This window comes from Rhodococcus rhodochrous (genome assembly GCF_014854695.1).
Classification (GTDB): domain Bacteria; phylum Actinomycetota; class Actinomycetes; order Mycobacteriales; family Mycobacteriaceae; genus Rhodococcus.
Genome location: NZ_CP027557.1, coordinates 637,489 through 658,688 on the forward strand (window position 1 = coordinate 637,489; position 21,200 = coordinate 658,688).

At 66.7% G+C, this 21,200-nt stretch carries 19 protein-coding genes; 10 read left to right on the forward strand and 9 right to left on the reverse strand.

The window, feature by feature from the left end:
• Positions 1–14: 14 nt before the first annotated feature.
• Positions 15–641: a response regulator gene (locus C6Y44_RS02920; RefSeq protein ID WP_159416782.1), complete on the reverse strand. Its 627-nt coding sequence runs from the start codon at positions 639–641 to the stop codon at positions 15–17.
• On the reverse strand, positions 638–1,798 hold the full coding sequence (locus C6Y44_RS02925) for a sensor histidine kinase (protein ID WP_225623706.1): 1,161 nt from the start codon (positions 1,796–1,798) through the stop codon (positions 638–640). The genes C6Y44_RS02920 and C6Y44_RS02925 overlap by 4 nt, the downstream gene beginning before the upstream one ends.
• A gap of 180 nt (positions 1,799–1,978) precedes the next feature.
• On the opposite strand from C6Y44_RS02925, the gene C6Y44_RS02930 reads away from it, so the two are divergent.
• The 3 genes from C6Y44_RS02930 to C6Y44_RS02940 all read left to right on the forward strand — a co-directional run bounded on the left by C6Y44_RS02930 (position 1,979) and on the right by C6Y44_RS02940 (position 4,807).
• A complete protein-coding gene (locus C6Y44_RS02930; protein WP_024102903.1) occupies positions 1,979–3,046 on the forward strand; it encodes an ABC transporter permease in 1,068 nt (355 codons plus the stop codon).
• A 29-nt stretch (positions 3,047–3,075) separates the two neighbouring features.
• Positions 3,076–3,774 carry an ABC transporter ATP-binding protein gene (locus tag C6Y44_RS02935; protein WP_159416781.1) on the forward strand — a complete coding sequence of 233 codons (699 nt, stop codon included), beginning with the start codon at positions 3,076–3,078 and terminating at the stop codon, positions 3,772–3,774.
• A gap of 100 nt (positions 3,775–3,874) precedes the next feature.
• Complete coding sequence (locus tag C6Y44_RS02940; RefSeq protein WP_159419047.1) at positions 3,875–4,807, forward strand: DUF5996 family protein; 933 nt, start codon at positions 3,875–3,877, stop codon at positions 4,805–4,807.
• Between the two features lie 8 nt (positions 4,808–4,815).
• Here the strand turns inward: C6Y44_RS02940 and C6Y44_RS02945 are convergent, their stop codons facing one another.
• The gene (locus tag C6Y44_RS02945; protein ID WP_225623707.1) at positions 4,816–6,783 is read right to left on the reverse strand and encodes a CocE/NonD family hydrolase; all 1,968 of its coding nucleotides are present in this window, start codon (positions 6,781–6,783) and stop codon (positions 4,816–4,818) included.
• A 290-nt stretch (positions 6,784–7,073) separates the two neighbouring features.
• Here C6Y44_RS02945 and C6Y44_RS02950 point away from each other — a divergent pair, with 290 nt between their 5' ends.
• Positions 7,074–7,991, forward strand: coding sequence for a TIGR03564 family F420-dependent LLM class oxidoreductase (locus C6Y44_RS02950; RefSeq protein ID WP_159416780.1), 918 nt, complete (start codon positions 7,074–7,076; stop codon positions 7,989–7,991).
• 85 nt (positions 7,992–8,076) lie between these two features.
• On the opposite strand, the gene ipdC is transcribed toward C6Y44_RS02950, so the two are convergent.
• The 4 genes from ipdC to echA20 are packed head-to-tail and all read right to left on the reverse strand — an operon-like array spanning position 8,077 to position 11,575.
• A complete protein-coding gene (ipdC, locus tag C6Y44_RS02955) occupies positions 8,077–9,153 on the reverse strand; it encodes a (3aS,4S,5R,7aS)-5-hydroxy-7a-methyl-1-oxo-octahydro-1H-indene-4-carboxyl-CoA dehydrogenase (protein ID WP_159416779.1) in 1,077 nt (358 codons plus the stop codon).
• Positions 9,150–9,908 (reverse strand): cholesterol ring-cleaving hydrolase subunit IpdB, encoded by a 759-nt coding sequence (gene ipdB / locus C6Y44_RS02960; RefSeq protein ID WP_159416778.1) that lies wholly within the window; start codon positions 9,906–9,908, stop codon positions 9,150–9,152. Before ipdB ends, ipdC begins: the two co-directional genes overlap by 4 nt.
• On the reverse strand, positions 9,905–10,783 hold the full coding sequence (gene ipdA, locus C6Y44_RS02965; protein ID WP_183070638.1) for a cholesterol ring-cleaving hydrolase subunit IpdA: 879 nt from the start codon (positions 10,781–10,783) through the stop codon (positions 9,905–9,907). The genes ipdB and ipdA overlap by 4 nt, the downstream gene beginning before the upstream one ends.
• 30 nt (positions 10,784–10,813) lie before the next feature.
• A complete protein-coding gene (gene echA20 / locus C6Y44_RS02970; RefSeq protein ID WP_120281339.1) occupies positions 10,814–11,575 on the reverse strand; it encodes a (7aS)-7a-methyl-1,5-dioxo-2,3,5,6,7,7a-hexahydro-1H-indene-carboxyl-CoA hydrolase in 762 nt (253 codons plus the stop codon).
• Between the two features lie 124 nt (positions 11,576–11,699).
• Here echA20 and C6Y44_RS02975 point away from each other — a divergent pair, with 124 nt between their 5' ends.
• Positions 11,700–12,917 carry an acetyl-CoA C-acetyltransferase gene (locus tag C6Y44_RS02975; protein WP_120281340.1) on the forward strand — a complete coding sequence of 406 codons (1,218 nt, stop codon included), beginning with the start codon at positions 11,700–11,702 and terminating at the stop codon, positions 12,915–12,917.
• Between the two features lie 72 nt (positions 12,918–12,989).
• Here the strand turns inward: C6Y44_RS02975 and C6Y44_RS02980 are convergent, their stop codons facing one another.
• A complete protein-coding gene (locus tag C6Y44_RS02980; protein WP_159416777.1) occupies positions 12,990–14,669 on the reverse strand; it encodes a class I adenylate-forming enzyme family protein in 1,680 nt (559 codons plus the stop codon).
• A gap of 235 nt (positions 14,670–14,904) precedes the next feature.
• Between C6Y44_RS02980 and C6Y44_RS02985 the strand changes: the two genes are divergently transcribed.
• From C6Y44_RS02985 to C6Y44_RS03005, 5 genes are all read left to right on the forward strand, one after another.
• A complete protein-coding gene (locus tag C6Y44_RS02985) occupies positions 14,905–15,714 on the forward strand; it encodes a MaoC/PaaZ C-terminal domain-containing protein (RefSeq protein WP_120281342.1) in 810 nt (269 codons plus the stop codon).
• Between the two features lie 26 nt (positions 15,715–15,740).
• The gene (locus tag C6Y44_RS02990; protein ID WP_159416776.1) at positions 15,741–17,420 is read left to right on the forward strand and encodes an AMP-binding protein; all 1,680 of its coding nucleotides are present in this window, start codon (positions 15,741–15,743) and stop codon (positions 17,418–17,420) included.
• Between the two features lie 167 nt (positions 17,421–17,587).
• A complete protein-coding gene (locus tag C6Y44_RS02995) occupies positions 17,588–18,748 on the forward strand; it encodes a Rieske 2Fe-2S domain-containing protein (protein ID WP_120281344.1) in 1,161 nt (386 codons plus the stop codon).
• An 11-nt stretch (positions 18,749–18,759) separates the two neighbouring features.
• Positions 18,760–19,029: a hypothetical protein gene (locus tag C6Y44_RS03000; RefSeq protein ID WP_120281345.1), complete on the forward strand. Its 270-nt coding sequence runs from the start codon at positions 18,760–18,762 to the stop codon at positions 19,027–19,029.
• Between the two features lie 49 nt (positions 19,030–19,078).
• Positions 19,079–19,882 carry an SDR family NAD(P)-dependent oxidoreductase gene (locus C6Y44_RS03005; RefSeq protein WP_120281346.1) on the forward strand — a complete coding sequence of 268 codons (804 nt, stop codon included), beginning with the start codon at positions 19,079–19,081 and terminating at the stop codon, positions 19,880–19,882.
• Positions 19,883–20,056: 174 nt separating this feature from the next.
• Here the strand turns inward: C6Y44_RS03005 and C6Y44_RS03010 are convergent, their stop codons facing one another.
• Positions 20,057–21,109 (reverse strand): ferredoxin--NADP reductase, encoded by a 1,053-nt coding sequence (locus tag C6Y44_RS03010; protein WP_159416775.1) that lies wholly within the window; start codon positions 21,107–21,109, stop codon positions 20,057–20,059.
• Positions 21,110–21,200 lie beyond the last annotated feature (91 nt).

The following is a 21,200-nucleotide window of genomic DNA, read 5'->3' on the forward strand; positions in this document are numbered from 1 at the left end:
ATCCTCGACACCGATCACGCGATCAGGCCCCGCTCGCGCGCCGCGACCACTGCGGCGGTGCGATTATCCACGTCCAATTTGGTGAACGCGTGCACCAGATGGGATTTCACGGTTGCCTCGCTGACGAAGAGCTGTTTGGCGATCGCGCGATTGGACAACCCTTCGGCGACCAGCGACAGCACTTCGATTTCGCGGGCGCTGAGGTCGGCGCGGGGCTGCTGCATGCGGCGGTAAAGGCGCTGGGCCACGTCTGGGTCCAGGACGGTCTCCCCACGGGCCGCCGCGAACACCGATTCGATCAGCACTTTCGGGTCGGTGTCCTTGAGGAGGTAGCCCGCCGCACCGGCTTCGACCGCGCGCAGAATGTCCGCGTCCGTGTCGTAAGTGGTGAGTACGACGACCCTCGGCGGATCGGCCGCAGTCAGGATCCGGGCGGTCGCCTGCGCCCCGTCGATCCCCGATCCCAGACGCAGATCCATCAGCACCACATCGGGTTTCGCGGCCGACGCCGAAGCCACGGCTTCCTCACCCGACGATGCTTCGGCCACCACCACGATGTCATCGTGCGACGCCAGCAACGCGCGTAGTCCCGCCCGTACCACCGGGTGATCGTCGACGAGCAGTACACGTACCGCACTCATGCGACCCGCCCGATCGGAAGGGTTGCGGCAACCGCGGTTCCGTCTCCGGGTGCCGATTCCACGACGAGTGTGCCACCCAGTTCGGCCAGTCGTTCCCGCATCGACCGTAAGCCGAATCCACCGTCCTGACGTTGATCGAAGCCGATACCGTCGTCGACGATATCGAGCCGTACTTCGTCGGATGCGTAGCTCAATGTCATCCGTACCCGACGCGCCCGCGAATGCAACCGCACGTTGGCGAGAGCACTCTGGGCGACGCGGAGCAAGGCGACGTCGAAGTCCGTCACCAGCGGGATCGGATCGCTGTCGGTGAGCAGGTCACCGGTGATCCCGGTCTGCTGCTCGAGTTGGTCGAGCAGGCGCCGCAACGCGGATTCGAGCGGTGCGGACTCGAGCGCAACCGGCGCGAGCGCGTCGACCACCCGGCGGGCCTCGATCAGATTCTGCTGCGCGGTGTCCGCGATCTGCGCGAAGATCGCCGCGGAATTGTCGGGAGCGCGCTGCCCGGCTCGAGAGAGCAGCAGAATGGACGAAAATCCTTGCGCCAGAGTGTCGTGGATGTCACGCGCGAGGCGGGAACGTTCGGTCAGTGCGCCCGCTTCCCGTTGCAGCGCGACCAATTCGTCCTGCGCCCCGAGCAGCTCTCGGTGCGCCTCGGTGAGTTCGTCCACCAACTGCTGTCGCTGCGCGGACTGCCGCACCAACTGCTGGTAGACGACGGCCATTCCGGCGGCAGCTGCCGCCCCGAACACCGGTCCGAGAATCGAGGCAACCGTGTTCGTGGTGCCGTGCCACAGCGTCGCTGCGATCGCTATCGCGGTCAGCATGGTCGTCACCGTCAACGCGACCGGAGTGGAGAACAGGGGAAAGCACAGGAAAAACAGGGCGAACGCCAGCCAGACGAAGTTGACATCCGCCACCACGAGAGCCAACCAGCCCAGCCCGAGCGCCGCGAACCAGATCTGCCCCGATCGGCGCTGTACCGGCTCCCCGTTCTCGAAGCCCTCACGCCGCGCGAACCAGATCCCGAAGAGATACCACCCCGCCACCACGACAGCGAGCGCGACGATCGGAACGGGATGAGCACTGTCGGTAACCGTGCGCACGACACCCACCGCGAGGAGCAGGAAGAACAGCAGATGGGCGCCGAATTGCATGGCGCGTAGCACCGGCACGGCCCCGCCCGAGTGAGACCCATCGGAATTCCGCATTTCGCCCACTCTAATACCGCACTATGCCGTCGACCGCACCGATCGAAGATCTCCAACTTTCGATGGATCAGCGAACCCAACCAATGCGCGATGCCGGGAATGTTTCCTTGCACGACGCTGAGATGCATGTTCCTCGCTTTCCGTGATCTCCGGTTCGCCAAAGGTCGCTTTACGCTGATGACCTCGGCCCTGTTCCTCATTTCGCTGATGGTGGTCACGCTGTCGGGGCTGACCTCCGGACTGGGTAATCGGTCCATCGCTGCGATCGAGAACATCGGCGCCGACCACTTCGCATTCGGTGCTCCCCCCGATGGCCGCTCGGTCTCGTTCGCCGAGTCGACCGTGACGACGCGGCAGTATGCGGAACTTGCGGAGGCCGACGGTGTCGATGCTGCGTCGATCATCGGGGTGGCACCCGCTCGGATCAGCGTCGACGGTCGAGAAGTTGCCGCTTCTGCGTTCGGCGTCGACGGGCATTCTTTCGCCGCTCCGGTCGTGCTCGGTGCCGGCTCGGTAGCCGTGGACGCCGACCTCGCCAATGACAACGGATGGACGAACGGAACACGGATTTCGATGAGCGGAAAGGTATTCACCATCACCGCTCTGGTCGACGACTCGTTCTACAGTCATCAGCCCGTGGTCTGGATGGACCACGACGCATGGATGTCACTGCCGTCGGCCGGTGGCAGTGACGGCACCGTCGTTGCATTGCGGACCTCCGCAGGGTTCGACGCCGATTCTGTCGGTGAGGCGACCGGGACGGCCGTCACCGACGGCCGCGGCGCGCTGAACGCGATCGGGTCGTACACCTCCGAGCGTGGATCGCTGCTGTTGATGCAGACGATGCTGATGATCGTCAGCGCCTTGGTCGTCGGAGCCTTCTTCACGGTATGGACCATCCAGCGCGGCCAGGACCTCGCTGTGCTCAAGGCTGTCGGTGCCTCTACCCGCTACCTGCTCCAGGACGCACTCGGGCAGAGCTCGATCGTGTTGGTACTCGGATCCGGACTTGGAACCCTGGCCGCAGCCGGTCTCGGAACGGCAGCCTCGCAGTCGGTTCCGTTCTCGCTCACGATGTCCACCACCGTGGTTCCGTTCCTCGCCCTCGTTGCGACGGGCATGATCGGCGCGGCCGCTTCCCTGGTCCGTATCGCCAAGGTCGACCCGCTCGCTGCCCTTGCAGCCGCTCGATGAGTCATCTACCGAGAACGAAGGACTTCGACATGAGTATCTGCTTACGCAACATCGTCCTCAGCTATCCCGACGGTGACGGGCATCGACGCGTCCTCGACGACGTGGATTTCGAGGTCCGACGCGGTGAATTCGTGGCTGTGACCGGTCCGTCCGGGTCCGGCAAATCGAGCCTGCTCGCTGTCGCCGGCCTGCTCATCACCCCCGATTCGGGTCGTGTCGTTATCGACGGCAGCGACATGACGGGACTGGACCGTGACGAGCGCACGACCATGCGACGCGAGAAGCTCGGATTCGTGTTCCAGCAGTCGAACCTGCTGCCCTCGTTGACCGCAGTCGAACAACTGCAGATGATGTCCCATCTCGCCGGCGGCTCGGTCCGCGAGAGTCGTGCCCGTGCCACGGACCTGTTGTGTTCATTGGGTCTCGACGGGCACGTGGACCGGCGTCCCCACCAACTGTCGGGAGGTCAACGGCAACGGGTTGCCATCGCGCGAGGCCTGATGAACGACCCCTCGGTGTTGCTCGTCGACGAGCCCACCTCGGCCCTCGACGAGAACCGCAGCCGCGAGGTCGTGGCCCTGCTCGCCGATCTGAGCCGGGATCGGGATGTGGCGATCGTGATGGTCACTCACGACCTGAGCCGGCTGACTCTCGTCGACCGCGCCTGTGCCGTACGCAACGGGACACTGATACCCCTGCCTGGCTCCGTGCCGAGCGCAATTCGCTGAAACAGCGGCGAACTGTTGTCACGCGGTATCGGGAATCTTCCTGACCGGGCCATGGCCCGGGCTTCGGCGGAGTAGGGTCGATTTCCGGACCGCGGGAGGCATCGTGAACGACCCAGCACCTGTGTCCGGTGACGCGTGGCCGAGTCTGCGCACAGCGGAATGGACCGATACCCGGGACACCCTTCACATGTGGTTGCAGATCGTCGGCAAGATCCGCATGGCCCATACACCGATGGTCAACCACTGGTGGCAGACGACGCTGTACGTCACGCCGCGTGGGCTGGGCACCTCGTCGATTCCCTATGGGCATGCCGTCTTCGACATGGAGTTCGACTTCTTCGAGCACCGCCTGCACATCCGTGCGAGCGACGGTCGCAGCCGTTCGGTGCCTCTCATCACACAACCGGTGGCGGAGTTCTACACCCGCACTTTCGGAGCTCTGGACGAGCTGGGTATCACGACCCGGATCCAGGGCACACCCAACGAGGTGGATCCGGCGATCCCCTTCGCACAGGACCGTGAACATGATTCGTACGACTCCGAGGCGGCTCATCTCTTCTGGCGGCAACTCGTGCAGGCGCACCGTGTCCTGCTCCGGTTCCGAGCAGACTTCCTCGGCAAGGTCAGTCCGGTGCACTTCTTCTGGGGTGCGATGGACCTTGCATGCACCCGATTCTCCGGACGCGCTGCTCCGCCCCATCCCGGGGGAATCCCGAACTGCCCCGACGAAGTGATGACGGAGGCATACTCTCACGAGCTCAGCAGCTGTGGATTCTGGCCGGGCGGTGGGGACGAGGGGGCGTTCTATTCGTACGTCTACCCCGCACTCGAAGGCTTCGCCCAGTCTCCGGTGCGCCCGGACGCCGCCCTCTATGTCGCTGAGCTGGGAGAGTTCGTGCTGCCTTACGAGGCGGTGCGGACCGCGGCCGATCCCGACGCGGAACTGCTCCAGTTCCTGCGCAGCACCTACGACGCGGCCGCCCGGCTCGGTGCGTGGGATCGGGGCAATCTGGAGCGATCCGGCGCCGGCTGACGTGACACCTACCGCACCACGGGGATCGTCACGAAACTCGGTGCGGTGGAGTTGAGTTCGAGGTGCTGCGGTCTCAGTCCGCTCTCGACCAGCATCGGGCCGAGCGGCAACGAGCGCGGGACGCTCGCGGCGTAGACGTCCACCCGGATGCGGTGGCCCGGTTGCAGCACCGCCTCGGTCGGCAGCGTGCTGATGTCGAGGGCCGTCGGTTGCCCCGGGACGATCGGCTGCCGGGACTCGAGGGTCAGCACCGGATGTGCCTGCGCGTAGTCGCCGTCGGCGGTGAACGTGCTCTTCGAATCGTCGATCGCCCGCAGCGACGAGACGAGGGAACCGGTGGTGAGCACGGTGGACCGTCCGTCCGGAGCCACGTCGTTCACGGAAACCGACCAGAATCCGTCGGTGGCGTCGAGGACGGTCTCGAGGTGCACGTTGACCGGTCCCGAGAGCACGGTCGGTTCGGTGACCGGCCCGCTGGTGAAGGTGAGGCCCTCGGCCTCGTTGAACCGGGCGTCCTTCGTGCATCCCGCGCCCAGCAGCACCGCGATGCCGGCGGTGCCCTGTGCGGCCTCACGGGAACAGAAGCCGCGCAGTCCCGGGGCGACGGTGAGTCGTTGCGCGGTTTCGGGCGCCGACGTCGCGAGCGTGCCGTCGTGGAGAGCGTGCCCGGCCGTACCGCTCGGAGCCGCCGACAGGAAGAGCTTCTCGTGGTCGACGGGGCTGCGTGGGAACTCGTCGTTCGTGACCCAACCGCCGCCCTGCTGCAGCAGGGTGACCGGGCCGTACTCGTCGATGCCGTTGTCGATGTCCTTGAGCCAGCGGTCGAACCAGGCGTGCTGGAGCGCCGTGATGTTCGGCGGATGTCCCGGGGTGCCGAATCCGGTCCCGAGGATCGCGTGGTAGCCGTCGCCCATCACCAGTTGCTTGCGGCCGGGTTCGACGGGAATCCGGTTGTAGATGTCGGGCTCGCTGTTGGCGAAGATGTCGTGCCAGTTCCCGAACACGAAGGTGGGCACCTCGATCGACTCGAGCCGGGCCTGCCGTTCCTGGTAGAACGGGCCGTCCTGAGCGACCGAGAGGGCATCGGGGGAGACACCGTCGATGCTCGGCGCGGTGAGGACCTCGAAGAGTTCGGGGATCTTCGTGGCGGGGTCGGCGAGCCTGTCGCGCAACCACTGCGCGTCGAACCGGCCCTGGAGGAGGGCTTCCATATCGGGAACCCACTTGAGCCCGTTGACGAGCCCGAGCCAGGCGGGCATGAAGCCCACGCCCACGGCGCCGCCGGTGCCCACGATGTCGCGCAGCAGGTCGTTGCCGGGTTCGACGGCGAAGACCGCGTCGAGTGCCTCAGGTCGTAGGCCGGCGGCCTGGATCTGGTTGATCGCCGAATAGGACACGCCGGTCGTTCCGACGCGTCCGTTCGACCACGGTTGCTTCGCCGCCCAGTCGATGACCTCGACGGTGTCCTGCTGCTCGCGCGGACCGAGAACGTCCCACTGTCCGTGGGAGAAACCGGTGCCCCGCACGTCGACGATCACCTGCGTGTACCCGTTCTGCACGAGATCGCGGTTGAGTCCGAAGGCGCGGCCGAGTTGGGATGCCGGGGCGGCGAGTTCGGTGATGCCGTCGAAGGGGGCACCGAAGTTCAGGACGGATCCGAGTTCGTCCACGAGTGGGGCGAACTGCGGGTCCTCCATCGCCACCGACGCCAGCGTCGACAACAGTTTCGTGTACGGCGTGAGACCGAGGACGACCGGTGTGGGTTCGTCGATCGGCGTGCCGTCGGCGTGTGCGGGACGGAAGACGTTGGCGCGGAGCACCGTCCCGTCGCTCAATGTGATGGGTACGTCCCACTCGACGGCGGTGTCGGGATAGGCGTCGGGGGCATCGACGAGGCTCTGCCAGGATGCGCCGGAGGCGCCACCGCTGGGATCGGCGGTCGCCGGTGCTGTGGATGTGATGGTGCAAGCGGTCATTGCCGCCACGACGAATGCGACCGTGCGTGATCTCACCGGGCCCCCATGCCTGCGGTAAACAGTTCCGCGCACGGTAACGCGAGCTCGGCGGATCCGTCAACGACCGTAGTCAGTCGGATCGGAACCGATGTTGTTGTCGTTGATCCCGGGAAGGATCGACAACAACGTCGGTTCCGATCGTGGGAACTATCCGGACTCGGCCATCCACAGTTTCCGCCGGGAATCCATACTCTCTTTGTTTGAGAGTACTGTTCTCACCATCGAATGGGGACGCGATCACGGAGGTGTCGATGCGAATCGGGCTCACGGGCGGAGCGTCGTCCACGGACAGGATCGTGAAGCAGGCACAGCAGGCGGAGGCCGAGGGATTCACGTCCCTGTGGTTCGCGAGCACCGTCGCGGGCGACCCGCTGGCAGCTCTCGCGGTGGCCGGTCGGGAGACAGGATCGATCGAGCTCGGCACCGCCGTGCTCCAGACCTACCCGTGCCACCCGCTGCTGCAGGCGAACCGCGCCGCGGGCGTCGCCGAGGCCATGGGCCGGCCGGGATTCACGCTCGGATTGGGACCGTCGCACGAGAGCCTGGTCCGGGACGTCTACGGACTGTCGTACGACACCCCGGGGCAGAACACCGAGGAGTACATCCGGATCGTCACCGCACTCCTGCGCGGTGAGGAGGTGGACTTCCGGGGAGAGGCATGGTCCACCCGCAGCGCGGGACGGATGGTCGCCGTCGCGCACGAGGTGCCCGTCCTGCTGTCCGCCATGTCGCCGCGGATGCTGCGGGTCGCGGGGGAGTGGGCCGACGGCACGGTCCTGTGGATGGCGGCGCCGAAGGTGATCGAATCGCGGATCGCCCCCTCGATCCACACGGCCGCCGCGCGGGCGGGCCGGCCGGAGCCGCGCATCGTGGCGGGACTGCCCGTCGCGGTCCACGACGACGCGGACGCGGCGCGGGATGCGGTCGCCGCGACCGCCACGTCCTACGCGGGAATGCCCAGCTACCGGCGGGTCCTGGAGGAGGCGGGCGCGAGTACCCCGGCGGACATCGCCATAGTCGGCGACGAGGAGTCGGTGCGCCGGCAGCTGCAGGGACTGCTCGATGCGGGTGTCACCGACGTCTGGGCGGCAATCCTCCCTGTCGGCGACGATCCGCGTGCGTCGCTCCACCGCACCCGCACTCTCCTGAGTGCGCTCACCACCGAATAATGATTGCTGGAAACGAACGAAACCGGTGTTGTTGTCGATTCTTCGCGAGAAATCGACAACAACACCGGTCTCGATTCGGAGGGAACTAGGCCGACGACTCCGTCCGGCGCAGGGCCGAGAGGGCGTCGATGCGCTCGACGGCCTCGGCGACGACGCGATCGATCAGCTCCTGGCAGCTCGGCAGGTCGTCGAGCATGCCGACGACCTGACCCGAGGCGAGCACACCGGCTTCGGTGTTGCCCTCCACGAGACCGGCCTTGAGGAGCATGGGGGTGTTGGCGGCCATGATGATCTGCTGCCAGGTGCGGTCGCTCGCCTTCTTCATGGCGAGGCCGTCCTTGACGAGCGTCGACCACTTCATGCCCGTCATCGCCTTGAACTTCGTCGCGTTCCGGGCGGCCGCGAGCAGTCCCTTCGCGTAGGTGGACTTCTCGAGGCTGTTCACCAGGTCGGTGTTGAGCACCCGGTGCGGCATGCCGTCGACCTTGAGCGAGACGGTGGTGTCCTGCAGACCACGTGCGAGGTACTGCTGCTTGACCGAATCGGGAACGGCGCTGTCGCTCGTGAGCAGGAACCGCGTGCCCATCGCGACACCGGCAGCACCGTAGGACAGCGCGGCCGCGAGCCCGCGACCGTCGAAGAAGCCACCGGCCGCGATGACCGGGATGTCGACGGCGTCGAGCACGCTCGGCAGCAGCAGCGTCGTCGCGACGGGACCGGTGTGGCCACCGCCCTCGCCACCTTGCACGATCACCGCGTCGGCACCCCACGAGGCGACCTTCACGGCATGCTTGGCGGCACCGATCGACGGGATCACGACGATGCCGTGATCCTTCAGCTTGGCGATCAGCTCCTTCTTCGGAGCGAGCGCGAATGACGCGACCTTGACCTTCTCGCGGATCAGCAGGTCGATGCGCTCGCCGGCGTCCGAAGCGTCGGCGCGCATGTTCACACCGAACGGCTTGTCGGTGAGCGACTTCGTCTTTGCCACGGCCGCTTCGAGTTCGGGGTAGGTCATCGTCGCCGAGGCGAGGATGCCGAGGCCACCGGCGTTCGACGTCGCGGCGGTCAGCCGTGGGCCGGACACCCAGCCCATGCCCGTCTGGACGATGGGGTGCTCGATGCCCACGAGCTCCGTCAGTGCTGTGCGCAGGGTGCTCACAGCGCAACCTCACGGTCGCGGAGTCCCTTGGGGTCGATCACCTCTCGGATCAGACGCAGTTCCTCGGCGGTGGGTTCGCGGGTCACACCGGCCTCGTCGAGACCGGCGACCTCGAAGGACGTGTTCTCGGCGACGGTCGCGGCCTCGACACCCGGGTGCAGCGAGAGCGCCCGGAAGCTGTGGCCGGGGCCGCCGAAGTCGAAGACACCGAGATTGGTGACGACCCGCGCGATGTCCAGGAAACGGTACGCCGGGTTCTCGGGATCGACCTTGTCGTATCCGACACCCGAGACGATGTCGACCGTGTCGACGAAGACGCGCGAGGAATGCTTGCCGACCCAGTAGCTGGTCGCGTGGTTGATCGTGTTGCCGGGAGCGCCGCGCACACCGAACATCTGACGCGTCGGCTGCTGGAGCGGACCGAAGGCCGACAGGTTCTGGTTGCCGTACCGGTCGATCTGGTTGGCGCCCATCACGACGTGGCGGCGACCCGACGCCACGACGTCGAACACCTTGCGGAACGGCATCCAACCTTCGATCGGTGCCTTCGCGCCGAGGGCCGGGACCTCGGCGAGGATGAGTGCTTCACCGTCGGTGATCAACAGGTCGGGCTCGGTGGTGAGCTTGGCCAGGCGTGCGCCGATCTGCGGCAGTGTCGCCATCGGGCTCGCCATGATCTCGCCGGCACCCGAGAAGATGTCGGCGCATGCGATCGCGCAGTACTCGGCGCGGGTCACGGTCTCGGTGGTGGTCATGCCTGCTCCTGTGCGAACTTCTGGACTGCGGCCTGGTAGTCGTCCTCGCTGCCCGAGAGGAAGCGGTCGACGAATGCCTGCCACGCCTCGGGGTCCTTGGCGGACTCGGCGTAGTGGCGCTGGAACTTCTCGTCGCGGCCGTAGCTGTCGCCCGCGAGAGTGAAGTGCGCCCCGTTCGGCGCTTCGACGATCCCGTCGACCATCATGCGGTTGAGCAGGAGTTGCTGGAGCGGAACCTCTTTCACGAGCTGCTCGGTCTCGACGATCTTCTCGACCGAGACGTAGCGCCGCTCGGCGGCCATGCAGTAGAGGTCGTCGAAGTACGGGTCGACACCCTGGTAGCCGGCGTTGCCGTGCTTGTCGCCGATGTTGAGGTGCACGAACGCAGCGTCGAGGTTCAGTGCCGGCATGGCGATGAGGGTCTCGGTGCCGTCCGGGCCGGGATACGGCGAGGTGACGGTCTTCAGTTCGCCTTCCCAGAAGTCGACGACGGCCGAGCCGAGTCCTGCGCGGATGGGCAGGAACGGCAGGCGTGCCGCGGCGGCCTCGAGGCCGCACTTGATCATGCCCTCGTCCATCTCGCGGGCGACGATCTCGCCGCCCGTGCGGGCCTTGGCGAACCACGGATCGTAGAACGGTGCCGAGTCGAGCGAGACGAATCCGTAGTAGGCCTTCTTCACCTTGCCCGCCGAGCACAGCAGGCCCAGGTCGGGGCCGCCGTAGGTGACGACGGTCAGATCCTTCACGTCCGAGCGGAGGATCGCCCGCACGAGGGCCATGGGCTTGCGGCGCGACCCCCAGCCACCGAGGCCGATGGTCATTCCGCTGCGCAGCTCGCCGACCACGTCGTCGAGCGACATTCTCTTGTCACGCATGGTGTTCCGAACTCCTGGTGGTGTGAGGCGTCAGCTGTTGCTGCGCGGCTTTCCTGTTGCGACGAACTCGTCGCGGTGCTCGTCGGCGATGCCGGCGAGATTCAGCTCGAAGGTGAAACCCTGCTCGAGGCGGTAGCTCGTCTTCACGTCGACGGGGTCGATGCGGTTGATGGCTTCCTTCGCGCGGCGGATGACGCGGGTGTCCTTCGCGGCGATCGTCTCGGCGACCTCGCGTGCGGTGGCGTCCAGTTCGCTGCGCGGCACGACCTTGTACACCGAACCGAAGTGCTCGAGCTGCTGCGCGGTGACGTTCTGCGCCGTGTAGTAGAGGGTGCGCATCATGTGCTGAGGGACGAGGCGCGCGAGATGCGTTGCGGCGCCGAGCGCACCGCGGTCGACCTCGGGCAGACCGAAGACGGCGTCGTCGGAGGCGACGATGACGTCCGCGTTGCCGACGAGGCCGATGCCGCCTCCGACGCAGAAGCCGTTGACGGCGACGATCACCGGTACCTCGCAGTCGTAGACGGCGGCGAATGCGGCGGCGCACCCGTGGTTGGCGGCGATCAGGGCGTCGAACCCTTCGGTGGCCTGCATTTCCTTGATGTCCACACCCGCGTTGAAGCCTCTGCCCTCGGCGCGCAGGATCACCGCGTGGGTGTCGAGACTGCGCCCGGCCGTGGTCACGGCCTCGGCCAGGTCGAACCAGGCCTGTGAGGGAAGAGCGTTCACGGGCGGGAAGTCGACGGTGACCGTGGTGATACCGGCGCTGTCGGAGGTCGAGGTGATGCCCATGGCATGTTCCTAACGTCTGTACCGAACCAAGCGATTGCTTGGTAAGTTAGCACAGGATAGCCGCCGGACCCAGAGGGTCGAAGGGTCGTAGGGTCGAAGTACGACCGAACATCGAGGAGAGAAGATGCCCGAAGCAGTAATCGTGTCCGCAGTACGGTCGCCGATCGGCCGAGCGCGTAAGGGCTCGCTCGCGTCGATCCGTCCGGACGACCTCGCGACGCAGATGGTCGCCGCAGCGCTCGCGAAGGTTCCCGAGCTCGATCCCGCCGAGATCGACGACCTCATGCTCGGTTGCGGCCAGCCCGCAGGCCAGTCCGGCTTCAACATCGCGCGTGTCGTGGCGGTCCAGCTCGGCTACGACTTCCTGCCGGGTGTCACCGTCAACCGCTACTGCTCGTCGTCGCTGCAGACCACCCGCATGGCGCTGCACGCCATCAAGGCCGGCGAGGGCGACGTGTTCGTCTCGGCCGGCGTCGAGTCGGTGTCGAGCTTCGTCACCGGCAACGCCGACGGACTGCCGAATACGAAGAACCCGCTGTTCGACGACGCGCAGGCGCGCAGTGCGAAGCTCGCCGAGGGTGGCGTGGCGTGGACCGACCCGCGCAACGAAGGCCTGCTTCCGGACGTCTACCTCGGCATGGGGCAGACCGCCGAGAACGTCGCCTCGCACACCGGCATCTCCCGCGAGGACCAGGACCGCTGGGGCGTGCGTTCGCACAACCGGGCCGAGGAAGCCATCAAGAGCGGCTTCTTCGAGCGCGAGATCACCCCGGTGACCCTCGCCGACGGCACCGTCGTGTCCACCGACGACGGTCCGCGTCCGGGCACCACCTACGAGGCGGTCAGCCAGCTGAAGCCGGTCTTCCGCCCCGACGGCACCGTGACCGCCGGCAACGCCTGCCCGCTCAACGACGGTGCGGCCGCCCTGGTGATCATGTCCGACACCAAGGCGAAAGAACTCGGGCTGACCCCGCTCGCACGTGTCGTCTCCACCGGTGTCTCGGGCCTGTCCCCGGAGATCATGGGCCTCGGACCGATCGACGCGACCCGCAAGGCTCTGGCCAACGCGAACATGGGAATCGACGACATCGACCTGTTCGAGATCAACGAGGCCTTCGCCGTCCAGGTCCTCGGTTCCGCTCGTGAACTCGGTATCGACGAGGACAAGCTCAACGTCAACGGCGGCGCGATCGCGCTCGGTCACCCCTTCGGAATGACCGGTGCCCGCATCACCACGACACTCATCAACAACCTGCGCACCCACGACAAGCAGTTCGGTGTCGAGACGATGTGCGTCGGTGGAGGCCAGGGCATGGCGATGGTGCTCGAGCGGTTGAGCTGAGCCGACCCCGTTCGGGTGGGCCGGGCTCCGGCCCGGTCCACCCGGTGGCGCTCGTGAGGCGCAGGCGTGCGGTTACCAGGGTCCGGACGTGTCGCGCCATCCCTTGCGGATGATCTTCCCAGTAGCGTTGCGCGGCAACAGGGAGGACGTCAGCGTCCACTGCGTCGGCACCTTGAAGTATGCGAGATGCTCGGAAGCGAAAGTCGTCAATTCCTCGACGGTGACCGTGGAGCCTTCGACGAGCACGACCACCGCCGCCACCTCCTGACCCCATTCCGGGTGGGGAGCGCCGGTCACCATGCATTCGCGGACCGCCGGGTGCAGGGAGAGGACGCGTTCGACCTCCGACGGGTAGACATTTTCGCCGTTCTGGTGGATGAGGTCGGCGCGCCGGCCCACCAGACGCAGCCGGCCGTTCTCCACAACTCCGAAATCACCTGTGCGCAACCAGCGGTCGGGCGTGATCGCCTCGGCTGTCGCGGCTTCGTCGTCCCAGTAGCCGAGCATGACGAAGGGGCTGCGCACACACACCTCACCCACGCGGCCGTCGGGCAGCCATGCGCCGGTCTGATCCCGGATCTCGAGGCTCACCGTGATGATCGGCGCGCCCACCGTGCCGGGGAACTCCTCGAGTTCGGCGGCAGAGGCCACCGCGATCGACGTGCTGCACTCGGTGATGGTGTAGCTGTCGACCATGGCGTGCTTGCCGAACGGGAGCCGCTCGCGCAGACGCTGCTTGAACTCGGGTGTCGACGGTTCCGAGGACAGGGTGAAGCGTGTCAGCGAGGTCAGGTCGTATCTGTCGAGGTCTTCGTCCTCGAGCATCCGCGCCGCCATCGACGGCACGGCCATCCAATGGGTGACCTGCTCCGCTTCGATGAGTTCGAGCACGGGATGTACCCCGTACCATCCCTGATTCATCACCACGGTGCTGCCGGTGGCCAGGCGCGGCACGATCGTGTTGTGCAGGCTCGTGATGTGGAACAGCGAGGACGTCAGCAGATATCTGGAGTCCGACGGCACCGACCGGTCGTATGCAGCCCCGGTCCAGATCGTCGCGATCGCGTCGAGGTACCGGTGGTAGTCGACCACCGCCAGCAGATTCCGTTGCGAGTGCAACGCACCTTTGGGGTCGCCGCTCGTGCCCGAGGTGTACAGGAGAACGGCGGGATCGTCCTCGGCGACCCGCGGCGGCGGCGGTTGCGCGCCGTCGAACTCCGCGACCAGCCGCGGTAGATCCTCCTCGATCGACAACACCACGGTCTGCGCACGATCGATGCCGGCGACGGCCGCGGTACGCGGACCGTCGACGAACACCACCCGCGGTCGCGAATGGCGGATACCGAACTCCAGTTCCGGCTGGACCCACCAGGCGTTCAATCCCACCGAGATCGCGCCGAGGGCCTGTGTCGCCCAGAACGCGGTGACCCATTCGGGTCTGTTCGCCGACAGGATCGCCACGCGGTCGCCCGAGCGCACCCCGTACCGCTCGTGCAGGGCTGCGGCGAGGGCGTAGGACATGCGTGCGTTCTGGGCGAAGGTGATCCGGCGATCGGCGGTGACCAGGTACTCGCGGTCGCCCCAGACGAGGGACTGCGAGAGCAGATCCGCCACGGCGACGTCACGTTTACGCATGACGGGCATCGCGGTGCCCAGGACTTCCTGCACGACGATCTCGAACTCGCCGCCGGGGCCGGTGAGGCGCGATACCAGCTGATCGAGGAAATGGGAGGGATCGGACGGGATGGTCATCGCCTGTATCCCACCGGTGTCCCTGCACGCTTCACGAACGTCCCCTCCTCCATCGAGTGCGTACCGCCAGAATCTCACGACGGGTCACCCCGACCTCGAATGTACCGGTGAGTGGGACGGGCGGTGACGGTCACCACCGCTCTCCCTAGCCTGTGACCTGGGCGTCTGTGGAAAGCGAGGTCCTGTCTCCGTCGGGCCGCCGCCCGGCGCCCCCATGAGAAAGGACTGAGATCGAATGACCGCAACGACGTCGACGCCCGCGCAGTGGCGAGGCCACGACCTGGGTGCCCGCACGGTCCGATACGACGAACGGGACGCGATCCTGTACGCGCTCGCGGTGGGCGCCGGTGCGACGGACCTCGACCTCGTGTTCGAAGAGCGGCTGCGGGTACTGCCGACGTTCGCTCTGACGCTGGCCCAGTGGGCACCGGATGCGCTCGGTGCGCTCGGTGCCTTCGACACGTCCACCGCGCTCCACGGCTCCCAGAGCCTCGAGGTGCTCGCACCGTTGCCGCGTTCCGGGGAGATCGCGATGTCGGCGCGCGTCGGTGAGGTCTGGGACAAGGGCCGGGCGGCGGTGTTCGAGGTCGTCGTCGAGAGCGAGTTCTTCGTCGCGACCTGGTCGTTGTTCGCACCGGGAGCGGGAGGTTTCGGCGGCGAGCGCGGACCGTCGGCGCCGGCTGCGCCGGAGGGGGAGGCCGACCTGGTCGGCACGCTCACCACCCACGCCGACCAGGCCGCGCTCTACCGGCTGACCGGCGACCGGCACCACATCCACATCGATCCCGAGGCCGCAGCGCGAATCGGACAGCCCCGCCCGATCCTGCACGGACTGTGCACGCTCGCCGCCGCGACGCTGCCCCTGGCCGACATGCTCGGAGCGCACCCGGCTGATCTGACGATGCTGTTCGGGCGGTTCGCGGCCCCCGTCTTCCCGGGCGATGCGGCACAGGTCCGCGCCTGGGGTGACGCAGCGGATGCCCGCTTCGACGTCGTCACGGAGACCGGCGCCGTTCTGTCCGGCGGTCGCGCCGCTTTCGCTTGATCGCCACAACCGTCTGGAGGAAAGACTTGGACACGTTCGCAGAAGTAGTGCGCGCTCGTCACGGTGACCCGAAGGTGGGGTTGCGTTTCGAGGACCAGCAGTGGACCTGGGGCGAGGTGGTCCAGGAAAGTGCCGATCGTGCCGCCGCGATCGTGGCGACCGTGCCCGCCCCGGCAGATCGGCAGCGTCATATCGGGATACTTCTCGAGAACGTCCCGGATTTCGTGTTCTGGATCGGTGCGGGCGCTCTGGCCGGGGCGGCCGTGGTGGGTATCAACGCCAGCCGTAGCGGTCCGGAGATCGCCCGGGACATCCGGCACGCGGATATCGACCTCGTGGTCACCGAGTCCCGCCTCGCCCATCTCCTCGAGGGCACCGACCACGGGTTGCCCGCCGACAGGATCTACGACATCGACGACGCGCGGTACGGGCAGTTCCTCGAGCCGTTCCGCGGCGCGGACCTGCCGGGGACCATCCCGTCCGCCGACGACATCGCGCTGCTGCTGTTCAGTTCCGGGTCCACCGGTGCCCCGAAGGCCGTCATCGTCGGTCAGGGACGATTCGCCCGACTCCTCGGGCCGCTGACCGAGCGTGTGCGCATGCGCGAGGATTCGGTGGCCTATCTGTGCATGCCGCTCTTCCACGGGAACGCGCTCATGCTCAACCTCGGCACGGCCATGCATGCCGGCGCGACCGTCTGTCTGATCCGGAAGTTCTCGGCGAGCAGATTCGCCTCCGACGTCCACCGTTACGGCGCCACCTTCGTCAATTATGTCGGACGCGCCCTGTCGTACATCCTGAGTCGGCCGGAGGACCCCCGTGACCGCGCGAGCACCCTCGAACTCGCGTTCGGCACCGAGGCGTCCGAAGCCGACGTGGCCCGCTTCTCCGAACGCTTCGGCTGCACGGTCGTCGAGGGTTACGGCATGAGCGAAGGTGTCTTCCGCATCAACCGCACCCCCGACACTCCGACCGGATCGCTCGGCGTCGCCGTCGGAGGTGTCGACGTCCGGATCCTCGACGAGGACACGGGGCAGGAGTGCCCTCGCGCCCGTTTCGACGAGACCGGTCGTCTCCTCAACAGTGACGCCGTCGGTCAGATCGTCGCGTGTGGTGCCGCCCACACCTTCGAGGGCTACTACAAGAATCCCGAGGCGATGGCCGACCGGGTCAAGGGCGACGATTTCTGGTCGGGGGACCTCGGGTACCGCGACGAGAACGGCTTCTTCTACTTCGCCGGAAGATCCTCCGACTGGCTTCGCGTGGACAGCGAGAACTTCTCCGCCACCCCGGTCGAGCGCATCATCCTGCGGGTGCCGGGCGTTCTGTCCGCCCCGGTCTTCGCCGTGCCCGATCCCACGACCGGAGATCAGGTCATGTGCGCCGTCGAACTCGAGCCCGGTGCGGAGTTCGATCCGGTGGTCTTCGGGGCGACCCTCGCCGAGCAGCCCGACATGGGTGACAAGTGGTGGCCGCGATTCGTGCGCGTCACCGACCGGATCCCGCTGACGGGGAGCAACAAGGTGAACAAGGCTCCGTTGCGGGCGGTCGCGTGGAACACCTCCGACACGGTCTACGTGCGTGTCGGACGGACCTCCGAGTACGTGCTGCTCGACGACGCGGAACGCGCACGCATCGAGAAGGAGTTCGTCGCCAACGGCCGAGCGGCCCTGATGCCGACCGCCGAGCCTGCCCCGGTTGCGTGATCGCGACCCGGCGCGGTCTCAGGACGGCGGAAGGTCTCGACCAGTGAGATGTCCTCATCAGGGGTGATACCGATCACCTAGCGTTTCGGTCGTATCGCGACGGAATGCTCCAGCGGACTCCGCCGCCTGACCTCCTCAACGCTTCCCTCCCGAAAGGACGGACGACCGTGAGCATCGGCACTTCCGAACAATCCGAGATCCGCGAGATCGTCGCCGGGTCGGCTCCCGCCCGCTTCGCCCGAGGCTGGCACTGCCTCGGTCTGTCGAAGGATTTCAAGGACGGCAAGCCGCACTCGATCGAGGCCTTCGGGACCAAGCTCGTGGTGTGGGCCGACAGCAACGACGAGATCAAGATCCTCGACGCGTACTGCCGGCACATGGGTGGGGATCTCAGCCAGGGCACGGTCAAGGGCGACGAGATCGCGTGTCCGTTCCACGATTGGCGCTGGGGCGGAAACGGGCGCTGCAAGAACATCCCGTACGCGCGGCGCGTTCCTCCCATCGCCAAGACCCGTGCGTGGCACACCCTCGATCAGGACGGCATGCTCTTCGTGTGGCACGACCCTCAGGGGAACCCGCCGCCCGCCGACGTGACCATCCCGCGCATCGAAGGCGCGACGAGCGACGAGTGGACCGACTGGGTCTGGTACACCACCGAGGTCGACACCAACTGCCGGGAGATCATCGACAACATCGTCGACATGGCGCACTTCTTCTACGTGCACTACTCCTTCCCGGTCTACTTCAAGAACGTCTTCGAAGGCCAGGTGGCCAGCCAGTTCATGCGAGGCCAGGCCCGTGAGGACACCCGTCCGCACGCGGCAGGACAACCGAAGATGCTCGGAAGCCGCTCCGACGCAAGCTACTTCGGACCGTCCTTCATGATCGACGATCTCGTCTACCAGTACGAGGGTTACGACGTCGAGTCGGTCCTCATCAACTGCCACTACCCGGTCTCCCAGGACAAGTTCGTCCTGATGTACGGCATGATCGTCAAGAAGTCCGACCGCCTCGAAGGCGAGCAGGCCCTGGAGACCGCCCAGCAGTTCGGGAACTTCATCGCGAAGGGCTTCGAGCAGGACATCGAGATCTGGCGGAACAAGACCCGTATCGACAACCCGCTCCTGTGCGAGGAGGACGGCCCGGTCTACCAGCTGCGACGCTGGTACGAGCAGTTCTACGTCGACGTCGAGGACGTCGAGCCGGCGATGACCGACCGCTTCGAGTTCGAGATGGACACCACCCGCCCGGTGGCCGCCTGGATGAAGGAAGTCGAGGAGAACATCGCCCGCAAGGCCCTCGAAGAGCAGTCCACCCCTGCGGGCTAGGAGCGGAGAACATGCAGAACCGGATGGCGCCGTTGCGGTGCGGTGAATGCGCCGCGCAGGTGCTCGTGCAGAAGAACAGCTGGGAGCACACGTCCATCCAGTGGAACACCGACGCGCGCCGTCGTTGCCCCGTCGTCCGGGACGACGACGGGCGCGAGGGCCGCCCCGGCGCGCCCCGGATGTCGTGCTCGAACCTCGACGCCGCGATCGCGAAGGCGGCCGCCTCGGGTGTCATCGAGGTCTTCGACGACACCCCGATCCGAGCCCCCATCGTGCAGTGACCGTTCCCTTCCGACCTTCCGCTCCCGACTACTTCTCGAAGGACCGACGATGCCAGAATCCCTCGACCTCGATCGCTCGTACTACGGCCCGTGGGCTGTCATCGCCGGCGGCTCCGAAGGCGTCGGCGCCGCGTTCGCCGACGAATTGAGCCGCGCCGGCTTCGATCTCGTGCTCATCGCGCGTAAGCCGGAACCGCTGGAGGAGACGGCGGACAAGGCGCGGAGCAACGGCGTGCAGGTGCGCACCCTCGCGCTGGATCTGCTCGACGACGACGCCGTCGAGCAGATCCGCACGGCCACCCAGGACATCGAGGTCGGCCTGTTCATCTTCAACGCCGGCGCGAACAGTTACGGCCACGAGTTCGTCACCGGCGACCTCGACGGGTTCCGCGGCGTGATCGACCTCAACGTCCACCGGCAGATCGAGTTGTCGCACCTGTTCGGTGGGCCGATGAAGGAGCGCGGCCGCGGCGGCATCATGCTGCTCGGGTCGCTCTCCGGATACATGGGTGCCGAACACCAGAGCATCTACGCGGCATCGAAGGCGTTCAGCCGCGTCTTCGCCGAGAGCCTCTGGCTCGAACTCGCACCGCACGGTGTGCATGTGGTCGAACTCGTGCTCGGTGTCACCCGCACCCCGGCGATGGTGCGTGCGGGTCTGAACTTCGACATTCCCGGGATGCTCGTCGCCGAGCCGGAGGATGTCGCACGTGAAGGTCTCGAGCACCTGACCGACGGCCCCGTATGGGTCGCCGGCGGCAACTACGAGGCCGCGGTCAAGCGCAGCGGGTTCCCGAGGAACAAGCTCGTCGAGGGTGCAGCAGCAGCGATGCGGGCCCTGCTGAACCGCTGATCCGCGCGATCCCCACCTACTCGTCCCCGGGTGCCGTACGGCACCCGGGGACGCTCCATTTCACGACGCTGCGTCGTACGCGGAGTGCATCCGTTCCCGCACGATCTCGCCCGGACGGACGAAGGCCCCGCACCGCCAGAGGCGGTACGGGGCCTTCGGTTCGCTACGGTCGGTTCAGAAGTCGATGCGCACGTTCTTGCTCTTGGGCCTGGCCTGGCACGCGAGGACGTATCCGTTGGCGATGTCCTCCTCGTCGAGGATCGCCGACGGCGGGGTGTCCACCTCTCCTTCGACGACGGTGCACGCGCACGAGCCGCACTCGCCCTCTCGGCAGGAGTAGGGCACGTCCAGGCCCTTCGACAGCATGATGTCGACCAGGGTGGCGCTGCGCGGCCACACGAGGTCGTGTTCCTCGCCGTCGAGCTGCACCGTCACGGAGGCGGCGTCGGTGTCCGACTCGTCGATCTCCACGGCGGGCACGTCGGCGAACGGATCGCCGGACAACGAGATGAAGACCTCGGCGTGGATCCGGTCCTTCGGGACGCCGGCCAGCAGCAGGCCTTCGCGGACGGTGTCCATGAACGGCCCGGGTCCGCACATGTATGCGCGGTGATCGGCGAAGGAGGAGATCAAGGTCGCGAGCTGCTGCGGGGACGGCAGGCCCTGCACGCTCTCGAGCCAGTGGACGACGGTGAGGGCGTCGGAGTGGCGTGCGGCGAGCTCACGGAGTTCTTCGGCGAAGATGACGGATTTCTCGTCGCGATTGCCGTAGACCACCACCACATTGCGGTTTCCGCTGTGCAGTGCTGACTTGAGGATCGACATCACGGGGGTGATCCCGCTTCCGCCGGCGAACAGGACGAGCTTCTCGGTGAGGTCGACCGGGGTGAAGACTCCTGCGGGAGGCAGCACCTCGATGCTCTGACCGGCGGCGACGTTGTCGCACAGCCAGTTCGAACCGTATCCGGCCGCGGTGCGCTTGACCGTGACCTTGAGGGGTTCGTCGGCGTGCGGTGAGCTCGCCAGGGAGTAGCACCGCGCAACGGAACCCGTCATGTCGCTCGGAATGCGCAGGGTGAGGAACTGTCCCGGTTTGTAGGTGAAGTCCGCTCGGCGGTCCTCGGGTACGTCGAACACCAGTGAAACGGCGTCGGCGGTTTCCTGGACGACTGCACTGACGGTCAGCACGATGGAGCGTGAGCCGACCGGTGTCTCAACGGCTGTCATCACAGTGGGTTCCCTTCGATACGAAAACTTCTCGATCGGACCACGGTAGAACGACGCCGACGCCGACGCCCGTCTCCTCCCGGTAATCGGG